The organism is Chromobacterium sp. ASV23 (genome assembly GCF_016428945.1).
In the GTDB taxonomy this organism is placed as follows: domain Bacteria; phylum Pseudomonadota; class Gammaproteobacteria; order Burkholderiales; family Chromobacteriaceae; genus Chromobacterium; species Chromobacterium sinusclupearum.
This window is the reverse complement of record NZ_JAELTR010000002.1, coordinates 159764-179917: the sequence shown is the minus strand read 5'-3', so window position 1 is coordinate 179917 and position 20154 is coordinate 159764. Positions and strand designations below refer to the sequence as shown.

At 60.9% G+C, this 20154-nt stretch carries 16 protein-coding genes and 7 tRNA genes; 2 read left to right on the top strand and 21 right to left on the bottom strand.

Going from position 1 to position 20154, the window contains the following annotated elements; all coding sequences use genetic code 11:
* Positions 1–177: 177 nt before the first annotated feature.
* The 19 genes from JHD59_RS02050 to JHD59_RS01960 all read right to left on the bottom strand — a co-directional run bounded on the left by JHD59_RS02050 (position 178) and on the right by JHD59_RS01960 (position 12997).
* On the bottom strand, positions 178–645 hold the full coding sequence (locus JHD59_RS02050; protein ID WP_103319866.1) for an OsmC family protein: 468 nt from the start codon (positions 643–645) through the stop codon (positions 178–180).
* A 69-nt stretch (positions 646–714) separates the two neighbouring features.
* Positions 715–1524 (bottom strand): carbon-nitrogen hydrolase family protein, encoded by an 810-nt coding sequence (locus tag JHD59_RS02045; protein ID WP_199152940.1) that lies wholly within the window; start codon positions 1522–1524, stop codon positions 715–717.
* Positions 1521–2369, bottom strand: coding sequence for a ScpA family protein (locus JHD59_RS02040; RefSeq protein WP_199152939.1), 849 nt, complete (start codon positions 2367–2369; stop codon positions 1521–1523). Before JHD59_RS02040 ends, JHD59_RS02045 begins: the two co-directional genes overlap by 4 nt.
* A gap of 63 nt (positions 2370–2432) precedes the next feature.
* Entirely contained in the window at positions 2433–3017 is a 585-nt protein-coding gene (locus JHD59_RS02035; RefSeq protein WP_233163842.1) for a cysteine hydrolase family protein, read from the bottom strand.
* Between the two features lie 44 nt (positions 3018–3061).
* Positions 3062–3478, bottom strand: a complete 417-nt coding sequence (locus JHD59_RS02030; RefSeq protein WP_199152938.1) for a VOC family protein — start codon at positions 3476–3478, stop codon at positions 3062–3064.
* A 124-nt stretch (positions 3479–3602) separates the two neighbouring features.
* Positions 3603–5498: a molecular chaperone HtpG gene (htpG, locus tag JHD59_RS02025; RefSeq protein ID WP_199152937.1), complete on the bottom strand. Its 1896-nt coding sequence runs from the start codon at positions 5496–5498 to the stop codon at positions 3603–3605.
* A 120-nt stretch (positions 5499–5618) separates the two neighbouring features.
* The gene (locus JHD59_RS02020) at positions 5619–6056 is read right to left on the bottom strand and encodes a ProQ/FINO family protein (protein WP_199152936.1); all 438 of its coding nucleotides are present in this window, start codon (positions 6054–6056) and stop codon (positions 5619–5621) included.
* A 182-nt stretch (positions 6057–6238) separates the two neighbouring features.
* Positions 6239–6323, bottom strand: a tRNA-Leu gene (locus JHD59_RS02015).
* Between the two features lie 549 nt (positions 6324–6872).
* A complete protein-coding gene (gene ampC / locus JHD59_RS02010) occupies positions 6873–8045 on the bottom strand; it encodes a class C beta-lactamase (RefSeq protein ID WP_199152935.1) in 1173 nt (390 codons plus the stop codon).
* A gap of 155 nt (positions 8046–8200) precedes the next feature.
* Positions 8201–9109 carry an N-acetylmuramoyl-L-alanine amidase gene (locus JHD59_RS02005; protein WP_199152934.1) on the bottom strand — a complete coding sequence of 303 codons (909 nt, stop codon included), beginning with the start codon at positions 9107–9109 and terminating at the stop codon, positions 8201–8203.
* Between the two features lie 290 nt (positions 9110–9399).
* Positions 9400–9473, bottom strand: a tRNA-Cys gene (locus JHD59_RS02000).
* A 43-nt stretch (positions 9474–9516) separates the two neighbouring features.
* Positions 9517–9592, bottom strand: a tRNA-Gly gene (locus JHD59_RS01995).
* Positions 9593–9617: 25 nt separating this feature from the next.
* A tRNA-Gly gene (locus JHD59_RS01990) sits at positions 9618–9693 on the bottom strand.
* Positions 9694–9716: 23 nt separating this feature from the next.
* Positions 9717–9792: transfer RNA gene (locus JHD59_RS01985), tRNA-Gly, on the bottom strand.
* Between the two features lie 23 nt (positions 9793–9815).
* Positions 9816–9891: transfer RNA gene (locus tag JHD59_RS01980), tRNA-Gly, on the bottom strand.
* Positions 9892–9913: 22 nt separating this feature from the next.
* Positions 9914–9989, bottom strand: a tRNA-Gly gene (locus tag JHD59_RS01975).
* A 101-nt stretch (positions 9990–10090) separates the two neighbouring features.
* Positions 10091–10672: a CDP-diacylglycerol--glycerol-3-phosphate 3-phosphatidyltransferase gene (gene pgsA / locus JHD59_RS01970; RefSeq protein WP_199152933.1), complete on the bottom strand. Its 582-nt coding sequence runs from the start codon at positions 10670–10672 to the stop codon at positions 10091–10093.
* A gap of 87 nt (positions 10673–10759) precedes the next feature.
* Positions 10760–12565, bottom strand: coding sequence for an excinuclease ABC subunit UvrC (gene uvrC / locus JHD59_RS01965; RefSeq protein WP_199152932.1), 1806 nt, complete (start codon positions 12563–12565; stop codon positions 10760–10762).
* Positions 12566–12997 (bottom strand): DUF4124 domain-containing protein, encoded by a 432-nt coding sequence (locus tag JHD59_RS01960; RefSeq protein WP_199152931.1) that lies wholly within the window; start codon positions 12995–12997, stop codon positions 12566–12568. It abuts the gene before it with no gap.
* Between the two features lie 140 nt (positions 12998–13137).
* On the opposite strand from JHD59_RS01960, the gene guaB reads away from it, so the two are divergent.
* The gene (guaB, locus tag JHD59_RS01955) at positions 13138–14601 is read left to right on the top strand and encodes an IMP dehydrogenase (protein ID WP_199152930.1); all 1464 of its coding nucleotides are present in this window, start codon (positions 13138–13140) and stop codon (positions 14599–14601) included.
* Positions 14602–14790: 189 nt separating this feature from the next.
* Here the strand turns inward: guaB and JHD59_RS01950 are convergent, their stop codons facing one another.
* Positions 14791–16920 carry an acid phosphatase gene (locus JHD59_RS01950; RefSeq protein WP_199152929.1) on the bottom strand — a complete coding sequence of 710 codons (2130 nt, stop codon included), beginning with the start codon at positions 16918–16920 and terminating at the stop codon, positions 14791–14793.
* Positions 16921–17100: 180 nt separating this feature from the next.
* Here JHD59_RS01950 and JHD59_RS01945 point away from each other — a divergent pair, with 180 nt between their 5' ends.
* A complete protein-coding gene (locus JHD59_RS01945; RefSeq protein ID WP_199152928.1) occupies positions 17101–18354 on the top strand; it encodes a cytochrome-c peroxidase in 1254 nt (417 codons plus the stop codon).
* Positions 18355–18821: 467 nt separating this feature from the next.
* Here JHD59_RS01945 and JHD59_RS01940 read toward each other — a convergent pair whose 3' ends face one another.
* Complete coding sequence (locus JHD59_RS01940) at positions 18822–20117, bottom strand: adenylosuccinate synthase (RefSeq protein ID WP_103319890.1); 1296 nt, start codon at positions 20115–20117, stop codon at positions 18822–18824.
* Positions 20118–20154: the final 37 nt, after the last annotated feature.

The window sequence follows — 20154 nt, the reverse complement described above, 5'->3', positions numbered from 1 at the left end:
GGCGCCCAGGATCAACAGCACCGGCTGATGGCTTTGCCGCGCGGCGGCCAGCGTCTGCCGCAGTTCGGCCTGTGCGTCGGCTTTTTCGTCATACGGCAAATCGCCGGCAAGCGTAGCGGCGCTGGCCAGCAGCAGCGACAGCAGGATGAGAAACTTGCGCATGGGAGCTCTCCTGAATCAATCCAGCCGCGGCTGGCACAATACTTCGGTCTTTACCGAGAGGGCGATGAAACATTCGGCATGGGCGGCGTGGTGCAGCCGCTCATGCTGCTCCGGCGTCGGCAGCGTGTCGCCGGAAAAAGCGACCTTGGGCTGCAGGGTGACGCGCGCGACCCAGGCTTTGCCGTCCTCATTCTTGCCCATCTCGCCGACGGCGACGTCATGGTATTCGTCCACCCGGAAACCGGCGCGGGCGGCCAGGTCCAGAAACCACAGCATATGGCAGCTGGACAAGGCGGCGATGAAAGCCTCTTCCGGATCCACTGCGGCGGGATCGGAGTACGGCACGGGAACCACATGCGGCGAGGACGACCCGCTTACCTCCGCGCCGCCATCGAATTTCAAAACATGCTTGCGGCTATAGCGGCGGTCCAGAAAATCCTGCCCGGCGCGCTGCCATAACACCTCCGCCTGATGCTGCGCCATTCGTCCTGCCCCTGGTCAATTTCACGGCAAAAATAATAGCACAGCAATGACAAAAACATAGACAGACGCTCAGCGATAATATGCGGGCCGCAGCGCGCTCTCGCCCCACACCTCGTCCTGTTCCGCGCGCCAATGCCGCAGCGCATCCAGATCCAGCTCCGCCATCAGCAGCGTCGGGCCGTCGTCCGCACACGCCAGCAAACGGCCGCGCGCGTCGATCAGACAGCTGGCGCCGTCATACTGCGGCGCAGGATAGTTGCACAAGGCGATCGCGCAGCGGTTCTCCAGCGCCCGGCCGCGCAACTGCTGCAGACGGACATCGCCCAGCTCGGCATCGTGGCGCATCGGGCAGGCATTCGGCACCAGCACCAGCTCCGCGCCGTGCCGCATCAAGGCGCGGCCGGCCTCCGGGAATTCGCGGTCGTAACAAATCATCGCGCCGACGCGCAAGGTTTCGCCGCCCAAGGCCAGATCAGCGCAGGCGAAGCCATCGCCGCCTTGCAGCGCCGTTTCCGTGCCATCGCTGAAATCGCAGATGTGGACCTTGTCGTACTGCAAGGCCAGAGCGCCGTCCGCGCCATACAGACGCAGCCGGTTGCGCAAGGCGCCATGATGGCGCGCCAGATAAGTCAGACCTATAGCCAAACCATGCTCGGCCGCCAGACTGGCCACTGCGGCCAACACCGGTTCGCCGTCCTCCCAGGCATGGGCATGATCCATCCGCTCCGGCGCGTAGCCGGTGGACCACATCTCCGGCAACAGCAGCAGGCTCGCACCGCCCGCCGCGGCTTCTGCGCACCACTGCCGCAACAGCGGCAGGCGGCGAGAGGCGTCATCCGGGGCGCAATACTGCGCCAGGGCTAGGCAAATCGTGCTCATACCAGCGCGATCCTCACATAAATGGGCTGGTACGGCGCGTCCTGGCTGACCTTGACCATGCCCTCCTTCACCAGCTCCAGCACGGCGATGAAATTGACCACCAAGTGCGCCACGCCCTTGTCGATGTCGAACAGCTCCTCGAACGGCACATACTCCTTGCCGTCCAAGTAGCGCAGAATCCAGCTCATCTGCTCGCGCACCGACAGCTCATCCTTCTCCACCTTGTGGTGGCGTCTATGCTTGGCGCGCGACAAGATGGCCATCCAGGCCTGGCGCAGGTCGGCGGCGCTGACATCGGGCAGCCGTTGCTCGGCGGACTGCTCCACCAGCACCGCCAGCCAGGCGAAATCGCGGTCGGCCTGCGGAATCCTGTCCAGCTCCAGCGCGGCCAGCTTCATCTGCTCGTATTCCAGCAAGCGGCGCACCAGCTCGGCGCGCGGATCGTCCGGCTCGCCGTCCTCGTCCAGTGGCGGACGCGGCAGCAGCAGCCGCGATTTGATCTCGATCAGCAGCGCCGCCATCAGCAGATACTCCGCCGCCAGCTCCAGCCGTCCATGCTGCATCGCGTCGATGTAGGACAGGTACTGGGCGGTAATCTCCGCCATGGGGATGTTCAGCACATCGAGGTTCTGCTTGCGGATCAGGTACAGCAGCAGATCAAGCGGACCTTCGAAGCTCTCCAGAATGACCTGCAGCGCGTCGGGGGGGATGAACAAGTCTTGCGGCACTTCCAGCACCGGCTGGCCGAAAACGTGCGCAATCGGCACGCTGGGCGGCAGCTCTGGCGCAGTCAGTTGGAAGTTGGCGGCATCGCCGGTGGCGGGGGTATCGGGTACGGCGGTCATGGCGACTAGGATACCAGTTACTTGACCCGGCCGCGCCTCCAGGCCATCGAGCGCCCCATGAAATCAGGAATGCTCCAGCGCGGCCAGCACGTCTTGGCTGGTCAGCACGCGGCAGTATTCGCCATCGAGGTTGGCCAGGCTCATCGCGTGCACCTCTTCCGCACGCCGATGACGCCCCTGCCAATCGGTCTTGTCGAAAGTAAAGCAAGCATCCTCGGCCAGCCAGACCTTAAATCCAAGGTTGCCGGCCACTCTCACCGTCGCCTCGATCGAGTTGCTGGTACTGACGCCGACGACGACCAGTTCCAGCCACCCCTTATCGCGCAGCAAGGCTTCCAGACCTGTTCCGATAAAGGCACTGTTGGTCTGTTTGGCGATGACCGTCTCGCCCGGCAATGGCGCAACCTCTGGCTTGAATGCATGGCCCTCTTGGCCGGGCCGATATGTTGAATTTGGATCAATGGAGTCGTGACGGATATGGATCAGCGGCAGGCCGCGCTGACGCCAACCAGCTAACAGATGACCACACACCTGCTCCGCCTGCGGATGGTTGCGCGGGCCCCAGTCGGGATGATCGACAGCCTGTTGCATATCGATCAGCAATAGCAAGGGCGAAGAGGAAGTGAAACAAAATGGGGTGGGCATCATTCGGTCTCAAAAAATTTAAACGACATGATGCCATATCATATCGACTATGCCTGCCAATACTCTCCCGGCAGATAGTCGCTGAAATACCATTGCTGGCCTTCCAGGTCGCGCGCCAGATAGCCGCTGGCGCCGTAATCCTCGCGCTTCAGCGGCTGGACGATATGCGCCCCCTGCGTATTGGCATGCTCGTAATGCGCCGCAGGATCCGCCACGTAAACGCACAAGGCCTGGGCCAGACCGGACACGCTGCGCGCGCTGACCCACTGTTGCTCGGACTTGGGGCTGGACAACATGATCACGGCGTTGCCCAGACTCAACTCCGAGTGCAACACTCGGCCCTCCTCGATCACGGCAAAGCGCTGTTGGAAACCGAATACCCGCTGCAGCCACGCCATCGCCGCAACGGCATCGTCGTAACACAAGCACGGATAGACGCCTGGCAAGGCTCTGGTCTGGTTCATCGCACGCTCCTGCTTGGGGAAGGAATAGCGGGAACTTGATTGTATGAGAATGGCAATAAAAAAACCGCCCTGCGAAAGGGCGGTTTCTTCAGAACAGGAAATGTTCTAGCGGATTGCCAGGCTATCAGGCCGACAGCTCCAGCATCAGCTTGTTGATGCGCTTGACGAAGGAGGCCGGGTCTTCCAGCTTGCCGCCCTCGGCCAGCAAGGCTTGGTCGTACAGCACAGCGGCCAGATCGCCGGCGCGGGCCTCGTCGGACTCTTCGGCCAGTTTTTTCACCAGCACGTGTTCCGGGTTGATTTCCAGCGTCGGCTTGCTGCCTTCGATCTTCTGGCCGGCGGCCTTCAGCATGCGTTCCAGGTGGGCGCTCATATCGTGCTCGCCGGCCACCAGGCAGGCCGGGCTTTCCACCAGGCGGGCTGTGGCGCGCACTTCCTTCACCTTGTCGCCCAGCGCCTTCTGCACTTTTTCCACCACCGGCTTGGACGCCTCCTCAACCTGCTTCTGCGCTTCCTTGTCGGCTTCGTCTTCCAACTTGCCCAAGTCCAGCGCGCCCTTGGCGACCGATTGCAGCTGCTTGCCGTCGAACTCGAACAGCGAGCCGACCACCCATTCGTCGACGCGGTCGGTCAGCAGCAGCACTTCCACGCCCTTCTTCTTGAACACTTCCAGGTGCGGGCTGTTCTTGGCCGCCGCCAGCGTATCGGCGGTGATGTAGTAGATCTTGTCCTGGCCTTCCTTCATGCGGCCGATATAGTCGGCCAGCGTGACGGTAGGCTCCTCGCCCTCGGATGCCGTGGTGGTGAAACGCAGCAGCTTGGCGATGCGCTCCTTGTTGGCGAAGTCTTCGCCCACGCCTTCCTTCAGCACCTGGCCGAATTCCTTCCAGAACGCGGCGTACTTTTCCGGCTGATTGGCGGACAGGTCTTCCAGCAAGCCCAATACCTTCTTGACGCAACCCGCGCGGATGGCGTCGATATCCTTGCTCTCTTGCAGGATTTCGCGCGAGACGTTCAGCGGCAGGTCGTTGCTGTCGATCACGCCGCGCACGAAACGCAGGTAGTGCGGCATCAGCTTTTCGGTGTCTTCCATGATGAAGACGCGGCGCACATACAGCTTGACGCCCTGCTTGCGCTCGCGGTCGTAAAGATCGAACGGGGCGCGCGACGGGATGTACAGCAGTTCGGTGTATTCCTGGCGGCCCTCTACGCGGGCATGGCTCCAGGCCAGCGGATCGGTGAAGTCGTGGGCTACGTGCTTGTAGAATTCCTGGTACTGCTCGTCGGTGATGTCGTTCTTGGAACGGGTCCATAGCGCGGAGGCGGAGTTGACCACTTCCAGCTCGTCGCTGTTGGTCACTTCGCCGTTCTCGCCGTAGCCGGCGCCCTTCTTCATTTCGATCGGGATGGAGATGTGGTCGGAGTACTTGCGGACGATGCCCTTCAGGCGCCAGTCGTTCAGCAGCTCGTCTTCGCCTTCCTTCAGGTGCAGCACGATCTCGGTGCCGCGCTCCGCTTTCTCCACCTGCTCCAGCGTGTATTCGCCCTCGCCGTGCGACTCCCAGCGGGTGGCCACGACTTCGCCTGCGCGGCGGGTGGTCAGCGTCACCTTGTCGGCCACGATGAAGGCGGAGTAGAAGCCGACGCCGAACTGGCCGATCAGGTTGGCATCCTTCTTGGCGTCGCCGGACAGCTGCTCGAAGAAGGCCTTGGTGCCGGACTTGGCGATGGTGCCGATATTGGCCACCACTTCCTCACGGCTCATGCCGATGCCGTTGTCGGTGATGGTGACGGTGCGGGCATCCTTGTCGAAGGTGATGCGGATCTTCAGCTCCGGATCTTCCTCGAACAGCTCCGGCTTGGCCATGCCCTCGAAGCGCAGCTTGTCGGCCGCGTCCGACGCATTGGAGATCAGTTCACGCAGGAAGATCTCCTTGTTGGAATACAAGGAGTGGATCATCAGCTTCAGCAGCTGTTTCACTTCGGTCTGAAAACCCAGGGTTTCTTTCTGTGCACTCATGGTCATCAATGTTATTGAGGTTGGCGATAGCGGCAAGATGGTGGGTGTTCCGCGCATTTCAAGACCCAAAATGCAAAAAGCCCTGTCCAGAGACAGGGCTTTTTGATCCGGCAAGCAGGCTCAGGATTCGGCCTGGCCTTCCTGCTGCTGCGCGAGCGCCGCGTCAGCCGGAGCCGGCTGCGCCTGGGCGGCCTCTTCTGCCGGAGCGGCGTTCTTCGGCTGCATCTGCAACTCGGCGGCGCGTTTTTCTTCCGCGCTCACCTCGCCTTGCGGCTTGCCGCTCAGGTCGAAGCGCTTGCCGCCGCGCGCCAGGGACTTCAGATAACGCGGCTTGCGGCAGTGGTTGGCCACCACGCGCGAGATCAACGCAGAGTCGAACTGGGGGAGCGAAGCGATCAGGCTCTCGTGAATGCCGAGCGCCAAGGGCCGGAACTGACGAAACACGTCGAACTTGCCGTAAATGTGATCTGCGATCATCTCGGTCTGCTTTTTCTTGGACAAGCTTTGAACAGCAGACTTGAGAGCAGCACCGAGTGCCGTTTCAGTATTTGGCTTCATGAACTTCTATCTAGATCCATTGATGCTAAAGACAGCGCATGCTGCCCAATCAAGAGGCGTGATGCAACCGGCCACTTGTCCAGTTTAGACGATGGGCGCCGCTTGGCGTCATTTTAATGCTGCCAGATTAAACCTGACAGCATGTACGCCTAGCAGAATCATCATCGCGCCCTTACTCAGCGTGGTGCCCCGGGCCGGAATCGAACCGGCACAGCCGAAGCCGAGGGATTTTAAGTCCCTTGTGTCTACCAATTTCACCACCGGGGCCGCTACAGAGCAGGCGATTGTAGCCCAGCAAAACTGGACTGACAATGCATTTTAAATATCAAGAATCCTTGCCGCGCGGGCCTGAAATGTCGCAGGCACCTGGTAAATTCAGAGACTGGGAGGAAATTCCAGATCAGCAGAGGTAACAGCGGGAACACTGAAGACAACAGCCTGATTTTAAAGAATTGCCACAACGCGGATGGAGCAGCACTTTAACCAGAAAGGGAAAAACTGTCAACGCGCGTCAGGCCGGTTTGGCACGGAAAAGACAATGTCCTCAATGAAAAGGATCAACATTACAAGTCGATAATATACAGATATCTTACTCATTCTCATTACAAAGCAGCAATTTACATTTTTAATTTTTTATATACAAAAAGACAGCAGCTTAATGAGAAAAATCCATCAAATATCAAGGATTCAAAGCCTAAATAGCAGGGAAATCACGCCACATCCAAACAGCACGACGTAATTTCCCTCTACTCGACAAGCGCTACCGCGAGCCGAAGCCAAGCGGCATGCCGTCACTGTTTATTGACATACTGACAATCAGGACAGCCCTGCCGAATCCAGCACCGCCAAGATGCGATAAGCCGCCGTCACGCGCGCCGCATTCGGATAATTGCGGTTGGCCAGCATCACCACAGCGATTTTGCGGGATGGCACCAGCGCCACATACGCGCCAAAACCATTGGTGGAGCCGGTTTTGTTCAATAACACCGCTTCCTTGGCCGGCCGCGCAGGAGTCAGCCAGCTGACACGCTGCGGCTGGAAAGCCATTTCATTGGCGTTGCCGGCCAGCAAGCGCTGCAAGCTCACCGGATAGCGGTAACCCTCCCAACCCAAGCCCTGCTCCAAGTCGCCCGTCCGGTAATAAGCGGCATGGCTGGCGTCCAGCGCTTGGCGCAAGCGGGCATCGCGGACATCGCCCCAATTGGCCGCCATGTATTTGGCCATATCCGCCGTACTGGACTTGATGCCGTAGGCCTCGGAATCGAGCGCGCCCGGACCCACCCGCACCGGCTTGCCATCGCGGGCGTAGCCCCAGGCATAGCGATCCATCTGGGAGGCCGGCACCCGGACATAGGTGCTGCTCAGTCCGAGCTTAGGCAACAGCGTCTTTTCCATCGCCTCGTCGAACGGCTGTCCCAAGCTTTGCGCCGCCAGATAACCAAACAGGCCGATGCTGGGATTGGAATACAAGCGGCGCTCTCCGGCCTCGAAAGCCGGACGGAAAGCCTGGAAATACCCAATCGCCTGCTGCCCGCTGTTCACGGCATCCGGAAACTGCAGCGGCAGGCCGCCTGCGGTATACGTCGCCAACTGCAATAGCGTAGCCTGGCCGATGGCGCTGCCCTGCAGCGCCGGCAAGCGGCTGCCGGCCGTATCGGACAGCGACAGCTTGCCTTGGCTCAGCGCATAGCCGCCCAAGATGCCGGTAAAAGTCTTGCTGATGGAGCCAAGTTCAAACAGCGTGTCCCGAGTGACCGGCTGGCGGCTCTGTTTCGATGCAAAACCATAATTGAAGAAGTACGTCCGGCCATTGGCCACTACCGCTATCGCCATGCCGGGGATGTCGTGCGTCTTCATCAAGGGCGGAATCGTCGCATCCACCACCTGAGCAATGGCCGGCGGCGCATTCACTGCCGCTCTGGTCAAACCGGAATACAGGAAAAGGCAGCCCAACAAGCCGGCCAGCGCCGACGTTTTTTGGATACGCATCGAGAAACACTCCTTGGCGGACTGGGCATCGGCTCCCGACGCACAGGATCTGCGCGGCGCGATGCCATGAAAGGGAAAACGTGCCGCCACATTACAAACCGCTGCCGGCGACGTAAACCGTCTACCCTGTAACCAACGTAACCACGCCTATGGCCTCAAGGATGCTCGGCTTTATCGGCGGCGTGCTCAGGGTCGACATATTTGCGTAACAGGGCATCGAGCCTGGCCGACGATTCGGCATCCGGTTCGCCGTCAAAGCGCGCCGGACGGAAGTGCATCTGGAACGCCGCGATCGCCGCGCGCGTGCTGGCGTCCAACACGCCGCTTTGCGGCGCATCGTAACCGTAGGCCGACAATCGCCGCTGCCAGCTCCCCGCATCCGGCTGCGCCGATTGCCGCGGCAGGAAGTGCTGGATGTCCTCATCGTCCGGCCAGGCGCCTATGCCAAAATCGCGATACAGCCGCTCCCAGGGAAACCTTGGCCCCGGATCCACCTTGCGGCCCGGCGAGATGTCGGCATGCCCCACCACATTGCTCGGCGGGATCTGGTGCCGCGCCACGATATCGGACGCAAGCCTGCCAAGCAGAGCGATCTGCTCTTCTGAAAAGTCAAACCACGTCCGCTGCATCAGCGGCCATTCATCCTGCTGCGGCGATGGATACCCCAGGTTGACGATCTCGATGCCGATCGAGCTGGTATTCAGATAACGCACGCCCTGCCAATAGCTGTCGCCGGCATGCCAGGCCCGCCGCGCCTCCGGCACCAGGCGCAACACGGCAGGCTTGCGCGCAAGGGTCTGGGCGTCCGGCACCAGATAGTGCGCGCTGGCGCGGTACTGCGCGTCGGTCAGCAGACGCAGCGAAGTCGGGTAATCGACGGCGGTGTAATGAAACACCAGCGTCCGGACGCGAGAGTCCTGGCTAGCCGACGCTATCGATTCATCGATCAAATCCGCCGCCGGCACATCCGCCGCCCATGCCTTGCTCGTCAGCACGCCTCCCGTGGCGGCGCAGGCCAGCGGCATCAGGCCGCCACGATACAAAAACTGCCTGCGATTGATCATCGAGCCTTCTCCTTTGTCCATGGGCCTTACCCTGCTGCCCATGGGTGATTGTCTTGATTGAATAGAGTCTGACTAAGGGCCCGCCGTTAAATTCACGCTTGCTGCGCAGACTACCTCGGTTGATGGGACATGAAAACGCGCTCTATGGAGATATTTCCGCAGATACTGCTGCGGCGCTGGCAGTGAAAATGGAAAACTACCTGACCAGAAAAAGATGGCAAAACGGCCGGAAAGGAATTGAACAGGAAAATAGAAAAACCCCGTAAGTCTTTGACTTACGGGGTTTTATCTGGAGGCGGGGGTCGGAATCGAACCGGCGTAGACGGATTTGCAATCCGCTGCATAACCACTTTGCTACCCCGCCGTAACCGGCGTATCGACCAGATTATATCTGATCCATTTGAATTTGGAGCGGGAAACGAGGCTCGAACTCGCGACCTCAACCTTGGCAAGGTTGCGCTCTACCAACTGAGCTATTCCCGCGGTGCAAATTTTCCAAGCTTAATTCTGGAGCGGGAAACGAGGCTCGAACTCGCGACCTCAACCTTGGCAAGGTTGCGCTCTACCAACTGAGCTATTCCCGCAGTGCAGATTTTTCAAACTTGTTTGGAGCGGGAAACGAGGCTCGAACTCGCGACCTCAACCTTGGCAAGGTTGCGCTCTACCAACTGAGCTATTCCCGCATCACAAATTTTTTCAAGACTTTTGGAGCGGGAAACGAGGCTCGAACTCGCGACCTCAACCTTGGCAAGGTTGCGCTCTACCAACTGAGCTATTCCCGCATCGAAAATTGTTTCAAGTTGCTGGAGCGGGAAACGAGGCTCGAACTCGCGACCTCAACCTTGGCAAGGTTGCGCTCTACCAACTGAGCTATTCCCGCGCTGCGTAAACTTGCTACAACCATCTTGATCTCGCTGCTGCTTCGTCATGCGGCGGCGAGAGACTGCGAATTATAGAGATTTGTTTGAGGCTGTCAACACTTCATACATCTATTTTTTTACCCGCAAACTCTTTGGCGGCCATTTGCAGGTAATAAACCATTGACCATAAAGTCAATATGACTGCGACGTACATGGAAAAATTTCCCAACCAGCGGGCATCAATGGCCGGCAACAAGGCGCCATCGTACAGCAGCAGCGTGATCGCCAGCATTTGCGCCGCGGTTTTCAGTTTGCCGATATAGGCGACCGCCACGCTGTTGCGGTTGCCCATGCCCGCCATCCACTCGCGCAGCGCCGAGATGGTGATCTCGCGGCCAATGATGATCATGGCCATCCAGCCTTCGGTGCGGCCCAGCTGCACCAACAAGATCAGCGCGGCGGCGACGATGAGCTTGTCCGCCACCGGATCGAGAAAGGCGCCGAACGCCGATGTCTGCCCCAGCTTGCGCGCCAGAAAGCCATCCAGCCAGTCCGTGGCGGCCGCCAATGCGAAAATGCCGGCCCCCACGACATTGCGGCTATGCAGCAGCAAGATGGAGTCCGGCAGGAAAAACACCGCCACGCAGATCGGGATCAAGGCGACCCTGATCCAGGTCAGTAATATCGGCAAATTGAAGGGCATCGGTTTTGGTCTTGTCGCTTCAGGCTCGTCAACAACGCGGGCCGACGCCCCGAGCCTGGATCAGGGGCGCCCGCCGCTTACAATCAACTAATGCAAGGCATTGTAAATCTTTTCCGCCAGGGTTCGGCTGATGCCTTCCACCTGCGTCAGGTCATCCACGCTGGCGGCCACCACGCCTCGCAGCCCGCCAAAGCGCGTCAGCAGCTGCTGGCGGCGCTTGGCACCGATGCCGGGGATATCTTCCAGCGTCGATGCCGTGCGCGCCTTGGCCCGCCGCGCGCGATGGCCGGTGATGGCAAAGCGGTGGGCCTCGTCGCGCACGGTCTGGATCAGATGCAACGCCGGATGGTCCTGGCGCAATTGTAGCGTCTTTTCCAAGTATGGCAGGATCAGCGTTTCCAGCCCGGGCTTGCGCTCCTCGCCCTTGGCGATGCCGACGATGGGCAAATTCAGCCCCAGTTCGCCGAATACCTCCAGCGCCACGCCCACCTGGCCCTTGCCGCCGTCGATGAACACCGCGTCCGGCAATCTGCCCTCGCCTTCCGCCAGTTTGCCGTAGCGACGTGACAGGACTTCGCGCATCGCGGCGTAATCGTCGCCCGGCGTGGCGGTAGTGATGTTGAAGCGCCGGTATTCGCTAGGCTGCATCGCCCCCTTGTCGTACACCACGCAGGACGCCACCGTGGCCTCGCCCATAGTGTGGCTGATGTCGAAGCACTCGAAACGAGCGGCATCCTCCAGCTCCAACACCTCGTTCAGCTGCGCCAGCCGCTGGGTTTGGGTGGCCTTGCTGCCCAAACGCTGCAGGATGGCCAGCTCGGCGTTCTTTTCCGCCATCTCCAGCCATACCCGGCGCTCGCCTATCGGATTGCTGACGATGGCGATCTTGCGGCCGGCCCGCTCCAGCAAAAACTGCTGCAGCGCGTCATCCAGCGGGCCGTTGACGACCAGCGCCGTCGGCACCGTGGCATTCAGGTAGTGCTGGGCGACGAAGGCCTGCAGGATTTCCTCGGCGGTATCGGCCTCGCCGCCTATCGGGAAGTGGCTCTTGTCCCCCAGGTGGCGGCCGCCGCGTATCATCACCAGATTGACGCAAGGCTGACCGTCCCGGATCAGCGCCGCCACCACGTCGCAGTCCTGCTGGCTCTGGTTGCTGGCGACAAACTGCTTCTCCTGCACCCGCGCCAGCGCCTGGATCTGATCGCGCAGTTCGGCCGCCTGTTCGAAAGCCATCGCCTCCGCCGCCGCCGTCATCCGCCGCGTCAGCTCGTCTATCAGCTCGCTCTGCCGCCCATTCAGGAAGGCGACCGCGCTGGCGACATCCGCCGCGTACTCTTCTTTGGAAATATGCTCGACGCAGGGGCCGGAGCAGCGCTTGATCTGATACAGCAGACAGGGGCGGGAGCGATTGGCGAACACCGCGTCCTCGCAGGTGCGCAGGCGGAAGACTTTCTGCAGGATCTGGATGCTCTCGCGCACCGCGTAGCTGTTGGGAAACGGTCCAAAGTACTGGTTGGGCTTTTTCGGCTCGCCGCGGTAATACGCCATCTGCGGAAAGCCATGGCCGCTGAGCATCAGATAGGGATAGGACTTGTCGTCGCGAAACAAAATGTTATAGCGCGGCGACAGCGCCTTGATCAGATTGTTCTCCAGGATCAAGGCCTCGGCCTCGGAACGCGTGACCGTAGTTTCGATATTGGCGATCTGCCGCACCATCAGCCGGATGCGCGGGCTGAGGTCGTTCTTCTGGAAATACGAGCTGACGCGGCGCTTCAGATCTATCGCTTTGCCGACGTACAGCACCTTGCCGTCTTCGCCCAGCATGCGGTAGACGCCGGGCAGCGACGGCAGGTTCTGCAATACGTTCTGGTAGTCGAATTCGGGCTTGGACACTTATTTATTGCACCAGGTCTGTACGTCTTTCTGAGCCTGGCGGATCATCTCGTTGCGCTGGGCGTCGGTGGCCAGCGCGGTGGAGCCCGGCAGGCGGATGCGCCCGTTCAGCTGCAGCGTGGACAAATTGTTTTGCGCCTGCTTGCAGTTCTGCTCCTTGATCTTGGCGTTGGCGGCCGCGATGGCCGCGCTGTCGGACGCCACGGGCTTGCTCTCGGCTTTCTTTTCCGCCTTTTTTTCCGATTGCGGCGCGGAGGCCGGCATCGGCGCCGGGTGCGTCCGCACGTTCAGCTTGCGCGCGTTGACATTGGGCGGCGGCTGATCGGAATACACCTTTTTGCCGTTGGCGTCGGTCCAGGTGTAGACCTCGGCCAACGCGGCGGCTGGCGTCAGCAAAACCAACAAAAACGTCCATACTAAAGATGACTTCATTGTCGCTATCCCCGAACCCTCTGGCTGTATGTCCCGGATTGTAAGGCCTGCCATCCGGCCGCGCAAAAGCGGTCGGAACGCGTTTTTGCAGAACAGTCGCCGATCCGGTACAATGCGGCTTTGCCGCCTAAGGAAACGCGATGCGTATCATCGAGAAAGCCTATACTTTCGACGACGTTCTCCTCGTCCCAGCTCATTCTGAAGTTCTGCCGCGCGACGTATCGCTCGCTACGCGCCTCACTCGCAACATCACCTTGAACCTGCCGCTGGTTTCCGCCGCCATGGACACCGTGACCGAAGCCCGCCTCGCCATCGCCATGGCGCAGGAAGGCGGCATTGGCATCGTGCACAAGAACATGGGCGTCGATAAGCAGGCTGCCGAAGTTTCCAAGGTTAAGCGCCATGAGAGCGGCGTGGTGAAAGACCCGATCACCATCGCACCGGACATGCTGGTGCGCGATCTGGTCCTGCTGACCCGCCAGTACAAGATCTCCGGCCTGCCGGTCATCGAAGCCGGCAAGGTGGTGGGCATCGTCACCAACCGCGACCTGCGCTTCGAAACCCGCCTGGATCAAACCGTCGGCTCCATCATGACCCCGCGCGAGCGCCTGATCACCGTCAAGGAAGGCGCCAGCATCGACGAGGCCCGCGAACTGATGCACAAGCACCGCCTGGAGCGCGTGCTGGTGATCAACGACGCCTGGGAGCTGAAGGGCCTGATCACGGTCAAGGATATCATCAAGACCAGCGAACACCCGAACGCCAACAAGGATAGCCAGGGCCGTCTGCGCGTAGGCGCGGCCGTCGGCACCGGTGCCGACACCGAAGAGCGCGTCAAGGCGCTGGTGGCCGCAGGTGTGGACGTCATCGTGGTGGACACTGCCCACGGCCACAGCCAAGGCGTGCTGGACCGCGTGCGCTGGGTCAAGCAAAACTTCAAGCATGTTGATGTGATCGGCGGCAACATCGCCACCGCGCAAGCCGCGCGGGACCTGGTGGACGCCGGCGCCGACGGCGTCAAGGTCGGCATCGGCCCCGGCTCGATCTGCACCACCCGTATCGTGGCCGGCGTGGGCGTGCCGCAGCTGACCGCCATCCACAACGTGTCCGAAGCGCTGAAGGGCACTGGCGTGCCGATGATCGCCGACGGCGGCATCCGCTTCTCCGGCGACATCGCCAAGGCGCTGGCCGCTGGCGGCAACGCGGTGATGCTGGGCGGCATGTTCGCCGGCACCGAGGAAGCCCCGGGCGAAGTGGAACTGTTCCAGGGCCGTTCCTACAAGTCGTACCGCGGCATGGGTTCTCTGGGCGCGATGAGCCAGGGGTCGGCCGACCGTTACTTCCAAGACAGCTCCAACGCCGCCGACAAGTTCGTGCCGGAAGGCATCGAAGGCCGCGTGCCTTACAAGGGCCCGATCGGCCAGGTGATCCACCAACTGGTGGGCGGCCTGCGCTCGTCCATGGGCTACCTGGGTTGCCCGAACATCGATCAACTGCATGAGAACGCGCAGTTCGTCGAGATCACTTCGGCCGGCATCCGCGAATCCCACGTCCACGACGTGCAGATCACCAAGGAAGCGCCGAACTACCACGTCGAACGCTAAGCGTTACGCTGGAATTCGCCATGAAGGCAGGCCTCTCGGCCTGCCTTTTTCTTTGCCTGACGCCGTTTCCCGCCCCCTCATCCTCCCTGCCAACCATTGCGTCTCGCTTACGCGCGGCGCTGCCCACCGCCCGCACAAACAAAACCGCCCGGACCAAGCCGGGCGGTTGCAAAGGAACGATGTTCCCGCTTAGTTGAACGACAGCGCGCTCAGGAAGTCGCCCATCGGCTTTCCGCCATTCTTCACCAGTGCGGCATCGCGCGCGCTCACGCCCGGCAAAGCTTGCAGACCGAAGCGACGAGTCAGGAAACGCAGGATCGATGCGGTGTCGTACTGGGTATGATCGACAAAGCCCTTCTTGGCGAACGGCGAAATCACAATCGCCGGAATGCGGGTGCCCGGCCCCCAGCGGTCGCCCTTCGGCACCGCGGCGTGGTCGTAGTAGCCGCCATTTTCGTCATAGGTGACGACCACCAGCATGTTCTTCCACTGCGGGCTCTTCTGCAGCTGGGCGATCACCGAGGCGATGTGCTGGTCGCCATCCGCCACGCTAGCGTAGCCGGAGTGCTGGTTCAGGTTGCCCTGCGGCTTGTAGAACGCTACCTGGGGCAGCTTGCCGGCCGCCGCATCGGCCAGGAAGCTCTGATCGAAGTCCTTCAGGTGCTGGTTACGATAGGCCGACTGCGTCACCGGATCGAAAGCGGCATAGTAATTGAACGGCTGGTGATGCGGCTGGAAGTTCGGAATGGTGTTGTTGTAGATATTGGCCGGGTTGGACTGCGAGGCGCTCCAGGCACCGGCATACCATGCCCAGCTGACTTTCTTGGCATCCAGACGGTCGGCGATGGTGGCCTGGGTCTGCGCCGGCAGCGTGGAGGCCTTGCTCGGATCGGCATACTTGCCGGTCTTGTCGCCAGATGCCGGATTATTGCCGCTAGGCTGGAACGGCGGCTGCATAGTGTTGACGGCATAGAACTTGCCGGCGCTGTCCTTAGGCGTCAGCGTGCTATCGTTCTTGTACTGAGCAGGCCCGATCAGTACCGAGGCCGGGCTGTTGGCGGCCGGCGTCAAGCGGACGAAATTGCCCTTGCTGTCGGTATCGATCGCAGAAATGCTGTTCTTGGCCGGAGAATTGGCGGCATCGGCGTTCGGATACACCGGCGCGCAAGCGCACACCAGATACTGGTGATTCAGGAAGGAGCCGCCGAAGGCGCCCATGAAGAAATTGTCGGCCAGCGTATACTGCTTGGCCAGCTGCCACATCGACATCTTGCTGCCGTCGTAGTAGCCCATGGACAGGCCGCCGGCGTCGGAGTAGGCGGCAAACTTGTCGTTGGCCCCGCCATTGATCTGCATCTGGTTGTTGTAGAAGCGGTGCACCAGGTCGCGGGTGATGACCGATTGCGACACCACCACGCCGGTGCCGTTCAGGCCCTTCGGATCGTCGATCTGGAACGGCTTGTTGGGGAAGCCTACGGTCTGTGCCTGGGTCAGCGTCACGCTCTGGCCTGTCGCAGTCAAACCCGTCCAGGTCGGCGGCAGCGCCGGCAACACCGAACCGTCAAAATCCTTCTGCGGCACGATCTGTCCCTTGGCGGTCGGATTGACGCCCGGAATGCCGTTGGCGCCAGGGAACAGACCGTACAAGTTATCAAAGCCGCGGTTCTCGGCGTAGATCACCACCACGTTCTTGATATCGCTCAGGCTCAGCCGCTTGTGCAGATTGCCCTTGATATCGCCGGTGGCGCCGGCTTCCTTCACTGCGCTGGCGATGGCGTCGATGTTCTGATTGATCGCCGCCTTCAGCGTGGCCTTGACGTCCGGATCGCTTTCCTTGTTGTGGTCGGCCATCACTTTTTCAGGATCGACACCCAGGCGATCCGCGACGGCCTTGCGCGCAGTAGTCAGATCCATGCCGCCGTCCATCAGGTCGGCGACTTCGGTGGTCAATGAGCTGACCACCACATTATTGGCGCCGGACGGGGCGCGGAAAATCAGCGGGTCGGTTACCGGGGTGGCCGTGCTGGTATCGGGGTCATAACGGGTCGCATCGGTTCCTACCTCCACCAGCACCGCGCCGCTGCCTTTCAGCGAAAACGCGCCGTTGTTGTCGGTGTAGGCAAACGGCTCATTGCTGTCGCAATGACCGTTGCCGTTTTGATCCAGGCACACTTTGGCGTGGCGGAAATAGCTGCCGGTCACCACGCCGCTGGTGCTGGAGGGGGCCGCGCTGGCGGAAGAGGAGCCGCCGCCGCCGCAGGCGGTCAATACGGCCGCGCCGATCAGGGTCAGCGCAAAGCCACAGGTCAAGCGTTGCATGGGATGATCATCCTTGCGGTTTGATGGAGTGTGCGGATTATCCTGATGGAATGTTTCAGCAAGTTTACAACTTGTTAACATTCTCCGCCCTCACCACATCCGGGAAACAAATCGCCTGCTGTCACATTTCCGTCACTTTCACGCAGTACAGTCGCCGCCACACTTCATTCATCCGACATCATGCTGCGCACACTCATCCCGCTATCGATACTGGCCGCCCTTTCCACCGCTCCGCTTGCCGCGCCGCCCACTCAACCGGCCTACGTCGGCGCCGCCTATGCGCCCGGCCCTCACCCGGTCAGCGCCAAGGCCTTGGAAAGCCTGGGACGCCAGCTATTCTTCGACCGCTCGCTATCGGCATCCGGCGCCATGTCCTGCGCCACCTGCCATAGCCCAGCGCATGCTTATGGCCCACCAAACGGACTGGCCGTGCAACTGGGCGGCGTCGATGGCAAGCAGCCGGGCACCCGCGCCGTGCCGTCCCTGCGTTATCTGCAAACCGTGCCGGCCTTCAGCGAACACTTCCATGACGACGATGGCAATGACAGCGAGGATGCCGGCCCGACTGGCGGCTTCACCTGGGATGGCCGCGCCGACTCCACCCACAGCCAGGCCTCCCTGCCCTTGCTGGCCGCCAACGAAATGGCCAATGGCACGCCGGCTGCCGTAGTGAAAAAATTGCAGGCGTCGCCCGCTGCCGGCCGCTTCCGCCAGCTATTCGGCGCCGACATCTTCAGCCATCCCGACATGGCCTTTGCCAAGGCGGTGCTGGCATTGGAAGTCTTCCAGCAGAACCCCAGGGAATTTGCCCCTTACGACAGCAAGTACGATGCCTATCTGCGCGGCCAAACCAAGCTCAGCGCCCAGGAAATGCGCGGGCTGAAAGCCTTCAATGACCCGGCCAAGGGCAATTGCGCGTCCTGCCACCTGAGCGCGCGCAGCGAAAACGGCGCGTTTCCGCTGTTCAGCGATTTCGGCCACATAGCCGTCGGCGCGCCGCGCAACCCGGCCATCGCCGCCAACCACAATGGCCATTACTACGACCTGGGCCTGTGCGGCCCCTATCGCACCGACCTCAAGAACCACTCCGAATACTGCGGCCTGTTCCGCACGCCCAGCCTACGCAATGTCGCCACCCGCAAAACCTTCTTCCACAACGGCTCGTTCAACGATCTGCGCCAGGTATTGCGCTTCTACGCCGAGCGCGACACGCATCCGGAAAAGTGGTACCCGAAGGGCAAGGACGGCAAGGTGGCGAAGTTTGACGACCTGCCCGGGCGCTACCACGGCAACGTCAACATGGAGCCGCCATTCGGCGGCAAACCCGGCGCCAAGGCGGCTTTCGACGAAAAAGACATCAATGACATGCTGGTATTCCTAAAGACTCTGAATGATGGCTATAAGCCGTCCCGCCAGAGCAAAAAACCAGCGTGAGCAAACCGGCCAGACTACGCTGAATAGCGAAGTCCATAGCAGGAAGACAAGACGAGGCAACAAACCGTGTCGCTCATCTAGCGGTGAGCAGATCGCTCTGAACCTTTAAATACAGACTTATATTGCAAGTGCATATTACTTGCTTCAGGAGTCACTATGAGCGCTACCTCAGTACCATGTCCATGCTGCGACGAAGAGCTGTATCAAACACAGCACCTAGACGGGCCATACAATTCCAAAGTCAATGGCCCGACACTAGATCAGGATAGTCAAGGGGCATATATGATATGCCCAAACTGCCAGTGTCGCATTGAGTTCATCGGGACCGGACAGTTGCAAATATCGCCCATCCAGCCCTGTATCAGAAAATATCAAAAATAAAGTGGTAGTGAAAAAATCATGAAGCCTTAATGAAAAAGCCCACCGCGAACGGTGGGCTTTTGCTTGGGCTTGCGCCTGCTAACGGCTTACAGGCCGAACGGGTGACGCAGCACGATGGTTTCTTCGCGATCCGGACCGGTGGACACGATGTCGACCGGCGCGCCGCAAACTTCTTCGATGCGCTTCAGGTAAGCCTGGGCGTTGGCCGGCAGGTCTTCCCAACGCTTCACGCCGACGGTGGTGCCCGTCCAGCCCGGCAGGGTTTCGTATACCGGCTCGCACTTGGTCACGGCATCGGAGCCGAACGGCAGGATGTCGATCAGCTTGCCGTCCAGCATGTAGCCAGTGCACAGCTTGATCTCTTCCAAGCCGTCCATCACGTCCAGCTTCATCACGCACAAGCCGGACACGCCGTTGATCTGGATGGAGCGCTTCAGCGCGGCGGCATCGAACCAGCCGCAGCGGCGCGGACGGCCGGTGACGGAGCCGAACTCGTTGCCGCGCTTGGCCAGGAAGGCGCCGATATCGTTTTCCTGCTCGGTCGGGAACGGACCGGAACCGACGCGGGTGGCGTAACCCTTGACGATGCCCAGCACGTAGTTGAGCATTTGCGGCGCCACGCCGGCGCCCGGCGCAGCCGCGCCGGCCACGCAGTTGGACGAGGTCACGTACGGGTAGGTGCCGTGGTCGATGTCCAGCAGCGTGCCTTGCGCGCCTTCGAACAGGATGGGGGTGCCAGCCTTGTCCATGTCGTACAGGGTGCGCGACACGTCAGCCACCATCGGCTTGATGCGCTCAGCCATCTTCATGGTGTCGGCCAGGATGGCCTCGTAGCTCACCGGCTCGGCCTTGAACAGACTGGTCAGCAGGAAGTTGTAGTAGTCTACGTTTTCCTTCAGCTTGGCGGCGAAGCGCTCGGCGTTGAACAGGTCGATCACCTTCAGCGCGCGGCGTGCCACCTTGTCTTCGTAGCAGGGGCCGATGCCGCGGCCAGTGGTGCCGATCTTGCCGGCGCCCATGGCGGCTTCGCGCGCCTGGTCCAGAGCGATGTGGTACGGCAGGATCAGCGGGCAGCCTTCTGCAATCTTCAGGCGGGCGGAGGCGTTGACGCCGGCGGCTTCCAGCTCGTCGATTTCCTTCAGCAGGGCTTCCGGCGACAGCACCACGCCATTGCCGATGAAGCACTCGACATCCGGACGCAGGATGCCGGACGGCACCAGGCGCACCACGGTCTTCTTGCCATTCACCCACAGCGTATGGCCGGCGTTGTGGCCACCCTGAAAGCGCACCACGGCACGCGCGTGGTCGGTCAGCCAGTCAACGATTTTGCCCTTGCCTTCGTCACCCCACTGGGTGCCAATCACGACAACGTTCTTGGACATTGGAAAAAACCTCTTCGTCAGTCAGATTCAAATAAAA